Source organism: Sulfuricurvum sp. (genome assembly GCF_036279695.1).
In the GTDB taxonomy this organism is placed as follows: Bacteria; Campylobacterota; Campylobacteria; order Campylobacterales; family Sulfurimonadaceae; genus Sulfuricurvum.
In genome coordinates, this window is the sequence record NZ_DASUIQ010000084.1 from 1 (window position 1) to 12,058 (window position 12,058).

13 protein-coding genes and 1 tRNA gene are annotated in these 12,058 nt (G+C 45.6%); 10 read left to right on the forward strand and 4 right to left on the reverse strand.

Annotated elements, in window-relative coordinates; all coding sequences use genetic code 11:
- The 9 genes from VFW36_RS08175 to VFW36_RS08215 form a co-directional block, all read left to right on the forward strand.
- Positions 1–693 (forward strand): phosphoribosylamine--glycine ligase (locus VFW36_RS08175; RefSeq protein ID WP_329658318.1); only part of this gene is annotated, 693 nt, incomplete at its 5' end.
- Positions 693–1,142, forward strand: coding sequence for an RDD family protein (locus VFW36_RS08180; RefSeq protein ID WP_329658319.1), 450 nt, complete (start codon positions 693–695; stop codon positions 1,140–1,142). The genes VFW36_RS08175 and VFW36_RS08180, both read left to right, overlap by 1 nt.
- On the forward strand, positions 1,135–3,276 hold the full coding sequence (locus VFW36_RS08185; protein WP_329658320.1) for an LPS-assembly protein LptD: 2,142 nt from the start codon (positions 1,135–1,137) through the stop codon (positions 3,274–3,276). The genes VFW36_RS08180 and VFW36_RS08185 overlap by 8 nt, the downstream gene beginning before the upstream one ends.
- A gap of 12 nt (positions 3,277–3,288) precedes the next feature.
- A complete protein-coding gene (locus VFW36_RS08190; protein ID WP_329658321.1) occupies positions 3,289–4,686 on the forward strand; it encodes an MlaD family protein in 1,398 nt (465 codons plus the stop codon).
- 15 nt (positions 4,687–4,701) lie between these two features.
- Positions 4,702–6,879, forward strand: a complete 2,178-nt coding sequence (locus tag VFW36_RS08195) for a polyribonucleotide nucleotidyltransferase (RefSeq protein WP_329658322.1) — start codon at positions 4,702–4,704, stop codon at positions 6,877–6,879.
- A gap of 92 nt (positions 6,880–6,971) precedes the next feature.
- Positions 6,972–7,349 carry a F0F1 ATP synthase subunit C gene (locus VFW36_RS08200; RefSeq protein WP_295012677.1) on the forward strand — a complete coding sequence of 126 codons (378 nt, stop codon included), beginning with the start codon at positions 6,972–6,974 and terminating at the stop codon, positions 7,347–7,349.
- A 51-nt stretch (positions 7,350–7,400) separates the two neighbouring features.
- Positions 7,401–7,485: transfer RNA gene (locus VFW36_RS08205), tRNA-Leu, on the forward strand.
- 129 nt (positions 7,486–7,614) lie between these two features.
- On the forward strand, positions 7,615–7,965 hold the full coding sequence (locus tag VFW36_RS08210) for a hypothetical protein (RefSeq protein ID WP_329658323.1): 351 nt from the start codon (positions 7,615–7,617) through the stop codon (positions 7,963–7,965).
- On the forward strand, positions 7,965–8,705 hold the full coding sequence (locus VFW36_RS08215; RefSeq protein WP_329658324.1) for an exonuclease domain-containing protein: 741 nt from the start codon (positions 7,965–7,967) through the stop codon (positions 8,703–8,705). The genes VFW36_RS08210 and VFW36_RS08215 overlap by 1 nt, the downstream gene beginning before the upstream one ends.
- On the opposite strand, the gene VFW36_RS08220 is transcribed toward VFW36_RS08215, so the two are convergent.
- On the reverse strand, positions 8,702–8,962 hold the full coding sequence (locus VFW36_RS08220; RefSeq protein ID WP_329658325.1) for a hypothetical protein: 261 nt from the start codon (positions 8,960–8,962) through the stop codon (positions 8,702–8,704). The genes VFW36_RS08215 and VFW36_RS08220 overlap by 4 nt on opposite strands.
- Before the next feature lie 77 nt (positions 8,963–9,039).
- Between VFW36_RS08220 and VFW36_RS08225 the strand changes: the two genes are divergently transcribed.
- On the forward strand, positions 9,040–10,278 hold the full coding sequence (locus tag VFW36_RS08225; RefSeq protein ID WP_329658326.1) for an ATP-dependent DNA helicase: 1,239 nt from the start codon (positions 9,040–9,042) through the stop codon (positions 10,276–10,278).
- 6 nt (positions 10,279–10,284) lie between these two features.
- Here the strand turns inward: VFW36_RS08225 and VFW36_RS08230 are convergent, their stop codons facing one another.
- From VFW36_RS08230 to VFW36_RS08240, 3 genes are read right to left on the reverse strand one after another with little or no spacing between them, the layout of a single operon-like run.
- Positions 10,285–10,491 (reverse strand): hypothetical protein, encoded by a 207-nt coding sequence (locus VFW36_RS08230; protein ID WP_329658327.1) that lies wholly within the window; start codon positions 10,489–10,491, stop codon positions 10,285–10,287.
- A gap of 42 nt (positions 10,492–10,533) precedes the next feature.
- Entirely contained in the window at positions 10,534–11,280 is a 747-nt protein-coding gene (locus VFW36_RS08235) for an ABC transporter permease (RefSeq protein ID WP_329658328.1), read from the reverse strand.
- A gap of 58 nt (positions 11,281–11,338) precedes the next feature.
- Positions 11,339–11,935 (reverse strand): peroxiredoxin, encoded by a 597-nt coding sequence (locus VFW36_RS08240; protein ID WP_329658329.1) that lies wholly within the window; start codon positions 11,933–11,935, stop codon positions 11,339–11,341.
- Positions 11,936–12,058 lie beyond the last annotated feature (123 nt).

Sequence of the window (12,058 nt, forward strand, 5' to 3'; positions counted from 1 at the left end):
ATGTTTGCATTGTGTGACGGTAAAGATTTTATCCTTCTCCCTGCCGCGCAAGATCATAAACGACTACTCGATAATGACGAAGGCCCAAATACGGGAGGAATGGGTGCGTATGCTCCAACCCCATTGGTAGACGATGTCATTTACGAGAAAGTAAAAGATCGTATCGTTCGTCCGACGCTGCGCGGGATGCAAGAAGAGGGGGCGCCGTTTGAGGGGGTTCTCTTCATCGGTCTGATGATCGTCAACGGAGAACCGATTACCTTGGAATTCAATGTCCGTTTCGGTGATCCAGAGTGTGAGATTTTGATGCCGCTTTTGAAAACGCCGGCAAGTGAGCTTTTTTACAAAGCAGCGACTAAACAGCTCGACACTCTTAACGTCGAATTTCACGATAAATACGCGGTCGGTGTCGTTATGGCGAGTCGTAACTATCCGTACGATAACTCTGAACCCGCAGAGATCATCGTCGATGAAATCCATCATGATGAGATTGCTCACAACACCCATATCGCGTATGCAGGTGTAGCGGAAGAAGATGGGAAACTCTACGCCACCGGCGGTCGTGTTCTCGTATGCGTCGGTGTGGGTGAGAGTATCAAAGAGGCGCGTGATCGCGCTTATATGCTCTGTGGGCAAGTTCACTTTGCGGGTAAAAAACTGCGTGGCGACATCGCATATCAGGCTCTTCGCTGATGGATGAACGGCTCGATTCCCTTTTAGAACGTGAGCATTTAACCCTTGCTACCGTACGCCAGCGAGCAGCCGCATTTGGTATCGATGAACTTCTATTATCGTTCATTATGATCATCATCCTATGGGATTCGATGACTAAGGCAAACACCTTGGAAGCGATGATTGCAGTAACGAATAGCTTTTTGTTGGAATATATGTCGATCAAAATTGTTTATCAGACTTTTTTTACGATGCAATACGGTGCGAGCATCGGGAAGATCGTGATGAAAATCCGTGTCATAGAGATTTCTACCCTCTCTAATCCAAGTTTTTTGAGCGCTTTTAACCGAAGTGTTTTCCGAGTTGTTAGTGAGCTTCTTTTTTATCTCGGATTTGTGTGGGCCATGCTCGATCCGTACCGAAGAAGCTGGCATGATCGAACCGGAAGGACATTGGTGATCAATGCGTAATTTTTTGTGGATCAGTCTGGTCGCCTCTACCCTCTTATTAGGGGAAGATCGAATTGAGTTATTTGGAAACAATGTGGATGCGAACGGCTCAATCGCAACGGCGACCGGTAATCCGATAGCACATTATCAAGATCAGATTATCAGTGCTGAGAAATTGACCTACGATCGTAATACAAGCGTTGTCGAAGCGACGGGGAATGTTAATGTTTTTAAAGCCGGACAGTATCATGCTATCAGTAATTATTCTCGTATAAATCTTCTAGACGATACCCGTTATTCCACTCCCTATTACGCTTTGGACAATAAAAGCGGTCTATGGATGAGTTCCGATGAAGCACAAGGGTGCAAAAACGATATTGATTTAGCCAGCGGAATGGTCTCGGGATGTGATTCTAATGACCCGTTGTGGCGAATCCGTTTTAGTAGCGGTGAATATAATACGGACAAAATGTGGGTTAATCTCTATAATGCCCGCTTGGAGATCGGAGACGTTCCGATGTTTTACCTCCCTTATTTCGGGTATCCGACCGACAAAACCCGTCGAAGCGGATTGTTGATACCTACGTTGGGATTGTCGAGTTCGGAAGGGTTTTATTATCTGCAACCGATCTACTTTGCCCCACAAAACTGGTGGGATCTGGAACTTCGTCCGCAAATTCGTACTTCACGCGGCTCAGGGATGTATGCGGACTTTCGTTTTGTCGATACCCTTTCATCCCAAGGTTCCATTCGTATGGGGTATTTTAAAGAGCAGTCAGCGTATGCACTTGATAATGACTTAGCTCATATTAAACACTACGGATATGATGTCAAATATCGCCACAGTGCCCCTTTGCGTGAGTGGTTTGATTTAGATCTTGAGGGTGAATCGGGACTTTATGTTGATGGAAAATGGATGAACGACGTCGATTATCTGAATCTGCAACAAAGCGATGAAACGCAAAATATCACCACGAATCAGATCCTCTCTCGGATCAATTTTTATTACAGCAGCGAAGATAACTATATCGGAAGCTATTTGAAACACTACCAGTATTTAAATCTGAGTAATAACGGTGAAACGATTCAAACTCTTCCGACCCTCCATTACCATCGTTATTTGAAAAGCTTTTTAGACGATTACCTTTTGACCAGCACGGATGCAACGGCGACACACTATTATCGCCCGAATGGAAAAAGGGCGATTGAGGGAAATTTTAATATTCCGCTAACCGTGCAAACGTCGGTATTGGATGATTATATCGATGTGAGTTACACCGCTAATGCATCGGCAAAAGCTATCGGTTTCTATGCCAATGCACGTAGTGGTGAAACGGGAAGTATGTATGATCAAGGAAAATATGCTCAACTCGATCATACGGTCAATATCGGATCGACATTAGTCAAATCGTATGATCAAAATGTCTCTCATGTGCTCAATCCGTTTGCGAGTTACACGTCTGCCGGGAGCCGCTATTACAGCGGATATTATGAAACCTACCGTGACTCATGTGATATTACCGGTACTTACGCGGGATACCCTTGTGAGTTTTATACCCTTAGCGCCCCAAGCGATACGCTCTCATTGGGGGTGAATAATTACGTTTTCAAAAAAGGGGCGCAGTTATTTGTGGATCGTCTCTCTCAAAACTTTCGCTATGATGATCAGGGGAGCTATTACGGGGAGTTGCAAAATGAGCTAGAGTGGCAAATCACGAAAGCGATCTCACTGTACAATCAAACGGCATTTAATCATGATCGTAACCGAGTGACCAAAGAACAAAATACTCTGCGCTATAATGGTGAGATTGTAACAACCGGTGTGAGCCATTACTACAGTGATCAGCTAAAAAATAATGTTCCGGTCTACGCATCGTATTGGACTGCGGATGCGGCGTATCGATACAACCGGTTCTATAAAGTTTTCGGTAATGTGGCGTACGATTATCATGAGTCGCTCATGAAACGGAGTGAAATCGGTGTGCTGTATACTCAAAGATGTTTCGACTTTGGGGTTCGCTTTGTCCAAAATCGTCGTCCTGTGTTGACCAACACCAATGCAAGCGATACGGTAGATGACTCCTATATATTTATCAGCATTCTTTTGAAACCGATCGGCGGGTCGGAATTTAACTACAAACTCACCGGTAATTAGAGGGGAAATCGTATGAAATTGGAAGCAAAAATCGGTCTCTTTGTCGTGATGGTATTGGGTGCGCTATTATTCCTCTCGACTCAAGTGACCTCTTTGGGTAAATGGGGCAAAGAGGGATATTTGGTACAAGCCTATATCGAAGATGCGTCAGGGGTAGAAAAGCATACTCACGTTTTGATGAACGGTGTGACGATCGGGGATGTGGATGACTTGAACATAGAAGGCAAAAAGGTTCGCTTAACGTTGATGATCGACAACGGAGTGAAAATTCCCGATGACTCGTCAGTTATTGTAGCGCAAGAGTCACTTTTGGGATCGAAAGTGATTAATATCATTGTAGGGGATTCAACTGCTTTCTTGCAAAACGGTAGCGTATTGTCTCAGTCCAAACGCTATGCCTCATTTGATCAAACCAGTGACTCCGTTAATGCCGCCGCAAAAGAGTTGGAATTATTGCTCAAAGATTTCCGCTCAACGTTAGATGAAGAGCATCGCAAAGCGATCCAAGACGCTATTATCGCGTTTCGTAATGTCGGGGTCAATCTCGATGGCGTTATTGTCGAAAACAGAGCCGATTTACATGCCGCTATCGCCAATTTTAGAGCGATGTCGGCAGGATTCTCTCAGAGTGCCGATACTGTCAACAAAGATTTGCCTGAGATAATGGCACGGATTAATTCGTTGACAACACGAATGGATAATATCAGCGGTTCGTTAGAACACAAGTTACCCGAAGCGGTTGATAAATTTACCAAGATCGAAGATAACGTCAGTGTTATTCTCACTGAAAACCGATCATCCTTGAAAGAGACGATCTCAAGCGCAGGTTCATTTTTCAAAAGCGGTGAAGAGGCATTCGGTAAGATTGATTCGATGTTGGGGAGTTTGACTGCGAGCGAATTGCAGGTGGCGATGCATACCGACTATATGATGCGCGATCAGTACGGGAAAGTTTATTTGGGGGTCAACTATCTCCCCAATCCTGAAACCTATTATATGTTTGATCTGATCAGTACCGATGATTACTCTCAGCCTGCACTTCCGGTGAAGCATCAAAAAGGGAAGACCTACTATTCAGCGCAGTACGGAAAACGTTTCGATGACACATTGCTCCGTTTTGGGGCGATTGAATCGACCGGAGGGATCGGGGTCGATTATTTTACGAATCATGATAAGTTGAAATTCAGCGCCGAAGCGTTTGATTTTAACGCGGTTGATGATGTCCGAGGTTCTCATGCGCACCTAAAAGCGCAAGTGCGCTATCAAATGCTTAAACATCTTGAGCTATACGGAGGGTGGGATAATTTCCTGAATCCTGAATCTCAAAATATTTTCTTAGGCTTAGGTCTACGATTTATCGATAACGATTTTAAATACATTATCGGCGGCGCTTCTTCGATGAAGCGATAACAAAATGGAGAATGAATGAAATACAATGTTGAACTAGCCTTACAAAATAAAACCGAAGCGTACGCGTTTAACCAAGTTGCGGCGCAAGCCAACGGTGCCGCATGGCTGAAATGCGGAGATACCGTAATATTGGCAACGGTTGTTGTCGATGAGACCGATTTTGTCGATGAGGATTTTTTGCCTTTGACGGTTCAATACATTGAGAAAAGCTACGCAGCGGGGAAATTTCCGGGAGGCTTTATCAAACGGGAAACCAAACCGAGTGATTTTGAAACCTTAACGTCACGGATTGTAGACCGATCTCTTCGCCCTCTGTTCCCGAAAGGGTTCGCAAACCCGATCCAAATCACGGTAATGGTTTTGAGTGCTGATAAAGAGGCTGATTTACAGGTATTGGCCCTTAATGCGGCATCAGCGGCATTGTATGTATCCGATATTGATATTTTTAACTCGGTGAGTGCGGTACGTGTTGCGAAGATTGACGGTGAAATTGTTATCAATCCGACTCGAGCTCAAATGGAGAGCAGTAGCCTTGATCTGTATTTAGCGGGAAGCAAAGACGATATGTTGATGATCGAGATGCAAACGCTCGGTAGCGATGAGATGGAAGCACTGAACATGGGGATGATTGATCCGATGGTTGATCCGGCTATGAGTATTCCGGCTGTCCCTGTTCGTCTCTCTAACGCGATGAATGAAGATGAGCTAATTCATGTTCTTGCTCTAGCCCAAGCGGCATTATTCGAATCAAACAGTGCATACGAAAATGCCTTTAAACCGTATGCCGCGTCACCGTTTGAACTGCAAACTATCATCAGTGAGATCAATGCGGAGATGATGGAATACGTTCGCTCAATGCATAGCGCTGATCTCAAAGCGGGGATCAATCAAATGGCAAAAACCGAGCGCTCTACCGCGCTTCGTACCATTCGTAAAACGATTCTAAAAGAGAAACCCGAATGGAATGAGCATGAGCTCAAAAAAGCGATCGAATCGGTCAAACGCTCCATGGTTCGTACCCAGATTTTGGATGAGTCTATACGTGCCGACGGGCGCGCTTTGAATGAAGTACGCCCGATCCGTATCGAGACGAACGTATTGCCGAGTGCTCATGCATCCGCGCTCTTTACCCGAGGTCAGACACAGGCTTTGGTTATATTGACGCTCGGCGGTGCCAAAGACGCGCAAATGTTTGAAAACCTTACCGACAGCGGTACTCAAAACGAAGCGTTTATGGTGCACTACAACTTTCCGGGATTCAGTGTCGGTGAACCTTCGCCGATCGGGGCGCCGCGCCGTCGCGAATTAGGACACGGTAACCTTGCTAAACGGGCATTAGAGGGTGCGTGTGTCCGTAACGGACAAACGATCCGTCTGGTTTCCGAGATTTTGGAATCGAACGGTTCTTCGTCGATGGCTACCGTATGCGGCGGCTATATGGCACTTCGTGCCGGTGATATTGAGATGGCAGACCCGATTGCCGGTGTCGCGATGGGGATGGTTTCTGAGGGGGGACGTCATGCGATTTTGACCGACATCATGGGTCTTGAAGATCATGACGGCGATTTGGATTTCAAAGTAGCGGGCTCCAAAGAGGGGATTACTGCGATGCAGATGGACATCAAACTCGGAGGTATCCATCTCGATGTCCTCAAAGAGGCCCTCTATCAAGCCAAAGAGGCTCGTGCACATATCATCGATATTATGATCGGCGCGGAAGATCATATTGAGCTCAATGAGGGGACACTGCCGAGTACCGACCTGTTCCACATCGATCCGAGTTTCATCGGCGATATTATCGGACAAGCGGGTAAAACGATTCGAGAGATCATTGAACGTTTCGATGTTACGATTGATATAGATAAGAAAAAAGGATCTGTCAAACTGACGGGTAAAAATCGCGATGGACTACGCGGAGCGCGCGATCATATTGAGGGGATCGTAAGCGGATCGTCTCCGGTAGAAAAAGTGGAATACAAAGTGGGCGACGTCGTCAAAGGGAAAGTGAAAAAGATCGTTGATTTCGGCGCATTTATCGAACTTCCGGGGGGAATTGACGGATTGATTCATATCTCTAAGCTCTCTGATGGACATATCAGCCGTGTCAGCGATGTGGTCAACGAGGGGGACGAATTGATGGTTGAGATCGTCGAATTCAAAGGAAACAAGATCGGCTTAGGGCGAGCTAAGTAATCTTTTAGCTCTCTATAACTATAATTCCACCCACAAAGTGATAAGTAGGGACACTATCCGAACGGACTTTGATTTAAATACGGAGATTACTCATGAAAAAAGTTCTTTTTCTTATGCTCGCTCTCGTTGCTTCAGTATTCGGTGCTGATGAAGCGGTAGCGGTTGTTGAAGCTGCTGTTGAAGCGGCACCTGCTGCTGCGGCTGCATCTGCAGACGTTGCTAACCAAACATTGAAAGCGTACTCTATGATCGCTGCTGGTGTTGGTCTTGGTTTGGCTGCTCTTGGTGGAGCAATCGGTATGGGTAGCACTGCTGCTGCAACTATCGCTGGTACAGCTCGTAACCCAGGTCTTGGCGGAAAATTGATGACTACTATGTTCATCGCTCTTGCTATGATCGAAGCACAAGTTATTTATACACTTGTTATCGCTCTTATCGCTCTTTACGCTAACCCATACTTGGCTGCGTAAGGTTCGACCTTTTCTTCCGGTCAGCTTCGGCTGATCGCTTTCTTTTTTTACGCGGACGTGGTGGAACGGTAGACACACTACCTTGAGGTGGTAGCGCATTACGTGTGTGGGGGTTCAAATCCCCCCGTCCGCACCATCTATTTTTCTTCTTCACAATCAATCAAAAATCAAACTTTTCTTTACAAACATCTTCTTTCTTCTTGGTATATTGTCACATTTTTGAAGTATAATGAGATATGAAAATCACAAGCCAGAAGGATTAAAAATGGCCTATATTGCACAACTAAAACATTTGATACAAAACGAGTTGATCCCCGATGTGGAAGAACACATCGACGATATTTTCGAATCGATCGCTTCTCAAAAGGACGCTACGGTCGAAGAACGCGCACAGCTTGAAGATATGCAAGCTCTTCGTGATGAGTACAAAGATCTTCTTAAAGAGCTAAACAGCGGCGACATTGACGAAGAAGAAGCAGAACAACTCTACACCGAACTCACTTCTATGCGTGAAGGCGAAGGGGATGAAGAGGACGACTATTACGACGAAGAAGAGGATGAAGACGAGGACGATTACGATGAATTCGATCTCGAAGATGAAGACGATCAGTATTAATGGCAAAATATATTTTACTCGATACCGAGACGACCGGAGCCGGTGAAGAAGATCGCATTATCCAGTTAGGTTACATGGTTCTCGATGGGAAAAATGTCGAGGTCTATAATGATCTGTGCTCCGCTCCTCTTCCTATCGGATACGGAGCTATGGAAGTTCACGGCATTACCCCTGATATGATCGAGGGGAAGCCGCCGTGTATAGAGACTTCCGCTTTCCAAGCGCTTTATGAACTCAACACCCCTGATAATGTTCTGATCATCCATAATGCGCCGTTTGATTTGGGGATGCTCTCCAAAGAGAATTTTACCTCTCAAATGCGTCTTATCGATACGCTCCGATGTGCACGCCATCTATTTGATGATGAAGAGGCTCATCGGCTCCAATATTTCCGTTATCGTTTGGGGCTGTATAAAATTGAGCAAGCCGAAGCGGATGCTTTGGGAATCGTCGTCAAAGCTCACGATGCTATCGGGGATGTTTTGGTCTTGAAACTTTTTTTAACCGAGCTTCGAAAACGGCTTCAGGAACGGTTTGAGGGGGTTAATCCGATCGATAAGATGGTGGAACTGACTCAAACTCCTGTATTGTATACACGACCGCTCAAATTCGGCAAATACAAAGGAAAAACGCTTCAAGAGATCGCCGAAGCGGACAAGGGGTATCTCACATGGATGCTCGGCAATATGGAAAGCCTCGATGAGGATATGCGTTACAGTATCGCTCAGGTATTAGGTTAAAATGTCGTTTTAGTGGATGTCGCAATTTCGCTGAGGCGATAGGCGGCATCTACATGACCGTTACGCATCGCTTTTTTCCACCACTCCATCGCTTGATCTATGTCTTTTTCGACCCCTTCGCCGTAAAAATAGATCATCCCCATGTGAAACTGTGCTTCGGGGTCACGTTTGTAAGCGGCTAACGGATAGAGGATTTCGTGTGCTTTTGTATAATCTCCCGCATCATAAGCGGCAATCCCTGCGTAAAGTTCTTCCATCGTAAAATCCTTTGAAACTATTTCGGTATTATAGCTATCTTCTCTCTTTTTAGCCCTATCGCATTATAATGCGTTCTATGATAGAAACAGCACTCAATATTTTAGAAACCTCCAACCTCTTTATCACAGGGGGTGCGGGATCTGGGAAAACGACTCTCACCCGCGCACTCATACATGATGCTCTGCAAAAAGGAAAATCGGTTGCTCGTCTCGCCTCGACTGGGATGGCGGCAACACTGATCGGGGGGCAGACACTCCACAGTTTTTTCGATTTGGGGATCGCCAATTCTCAGGAAGAACTAGAACGTAACGGAAAACTAGAACCCTCTAAAAAAATCATTAAACTCATCCATTCTATGCAGATCATTATCATCGATGAAATTTCGATGGTGGGTGCGCAACTCCTCGATATGATCCGATTACGACTTTTGCAGGCGGAATTCAGCGGGCGACTCATCGTGGTGGGGGATTTTTTACAGCTTCCACCTGTGACACGCGGGAGTGAACCGATCTATTTTGCCTTCGAATCTCCCTCATGGGAGCGGCTCGGATTTGAGACACTCCATTTGGAGGGGTCATACCGTACCCATGAAGCGGAATTTTTGTCTCTGCTGGAGAAAGTACGCCATGCTCGTCTTGATGAAGAGGCGCATGAAGCTCTCGAAGATCTCGTAAAACCGTTGAGTGAGGATATGAGCACGATGACACTGCTGTTTGGGAAAAACATCAGTGCCCAAAATCATAACCGTTCCCAGTTGGAGCATTTAAACGGAGAGATTATCGAGGTTGAAACCTATGTCACGATCCACGACAAAAAGATGCAGGAACGCGATGTCGAGCGATTTATGGTTGAGAGCCGTATCGAGCCGATATTAGCCCTTAAAGTGGGAGCACCGATCCTCTTTACCCGCAATGCATGGAACTATTACAACGGCGAGCGGGGGATGATTACCTCTATCGAAGATGGGCTGATATGGGTCAAAAAAGGTGACGGCGTGAGTGTGAAAGTGGAGCGTGTCGATACAGTGAAAACGCGGTGGATAGAAAAAGGAAAGAGCGCGAGTGAAGAGAAACTAATCACCCTCAGTCAATTTCCCATCACTCTCGCATTTGCGATTACGATTCATAAATCACAAGGGATGTCTTTAGCAGATTATGTGATAGAGACGAATGAAATCTTCGCCCCCTCGCAGTTTTATGTGGCGTTATCGCGATCCGTTTCTGCCCATCGGGTAACATTGATTCGCCCGAATCGGGGGTGGGAGAAACTCTGTTTTGTCCATCCGAAAGCGAAACGATTTAGCGATTCGGCATAAAAATTATTATTGGGAAAACTTTTTTTTATTTATGGTGATGAAGTGCATAAAAGCGACATAAAGATACGCGAACAGATTCCACCACCACCATTGAAATAGTGTTGCCCACTCTACTTCATAGTAGCCTAATAGTTTGAAAACACAAAAATAGATGATGACCCAAAAAAGTCCGGCATGTACCATCATCCAATAATTTAGCCAGTGAAGTTTCAATTAAAACCCTTAATCAAAAGTGAGCAGTATAACGGGGGAAAATTAATTTTTGCTTTTATCAAATGCCGCTCCGATGATAACACGGTATGAGAACATCGTGCTAAATAGTGCCGCGAGAAGTGCTACCGCTACCATCATGTACATGACGGCGAGCTGATACGAGATCGCCTGTAGCGGATCGGCACCCGCGAGGAGCATCCCCGTGGTAATACCGGGGATATGGATGATTCCGACCGTTTGGAGCATATTGAGGGTTGGGATCATAGAGGCTTTGACGGAGGCTTTTGACGCAAAACTCAGGGCATCTTTGAGAGGCGCTCCGAGGGCAATCATCCCCTCGATCGTCTCAATCGTATTTTTCACTTCAGAGCGGAACCGTTCTGTACTTTGGGTGTAGACGTTGAGGGCATTTCCGATAATCATCCCGCCGATAGGGATCATCTCATGGGGAACCATGTGGATCACTCCGAACGCCATCATAGACAAAAAGACAATCCCTGCGGAAGCTCCGAGGGTAAAGAACGCGATTTTAAAGCTGTGTTCCCCTAAAGGGGAACGCTTTTTAGCGGTATAGGCACCGAACGTTACCATTCCCAGCAGTACAAAAAAGAGCAGGGCAGGGTGTTTCATCTGAAAAAGATAAACGAGAGCGTATCCGAGGAGTCCGAGCTGAACCATCGCGAGTATCGAATTGGTGAGGATCATTTTTTCCATGCCGAGTTGTTCACGGCGCGAATACCAGAGGGCAAAGATGATGAGTAGGTACGAGGCTAAAAAAGAGTATTGCATAGAGAAAGGATAGAGTATTTTTGATTAAGAAGAGGCTTCCCCGAAAGGGGAAAAGAAATTATAGGCTATCAGCGTGTGAAGCAAGATATTCAGCAACACCCTCAGTGCTTGCTTTCATACCGGCGTCACCTTTTGCCCAACCAGCAGGACAAACTTCACCGTGTTCGTTGGTGAACAACATCGCATCGATCATACGGAGCATTTCATCGATGTTACGTCCAAGTGGAAGATCGTTGATTACGGCGTGACGAACGGTTCCGTCTTTATCGAGCAAGAACGATCCGCGAAGTGCAACGGATTCACCGAGCAATACATCGTAATCACGAGAAATTTGTTTGTTAAGGTCTGCTACGAGCGGGTAGCGAACTTGACCGATACCGCCTTGGTTTACCGGAGTATTTTTCCATGCGAAGTGGCTGAATTGTGAGTCAACGGATACACCGATAACGTTGATTCCACGTTCTGTGAACGACTCTAAACGGTGATCGAATGCGATCAATTCAGACGGACATACGAAAGTAAAGTCCAACGGGTAGAAGAACAATACGGCACCTTTTTCGCCGAGGTTTTCGTAGAGGTTGAAGTTATCAACGATTTCGTTGTTTCCAAGAACGGTTGTTGCTGTAAAGTCAGGGGCTTTTTTGGTAACGAGCATGGGATTTCCTTGTGTGGTTTGTGTTTTAATGTAGAGAAATTGTAACACACGAAGTTTAATTCAACAGAGAGGCTCAAAGTTAACCTAAAATTCTAAAGGATAATTTTTATTATTTAGTTTGTC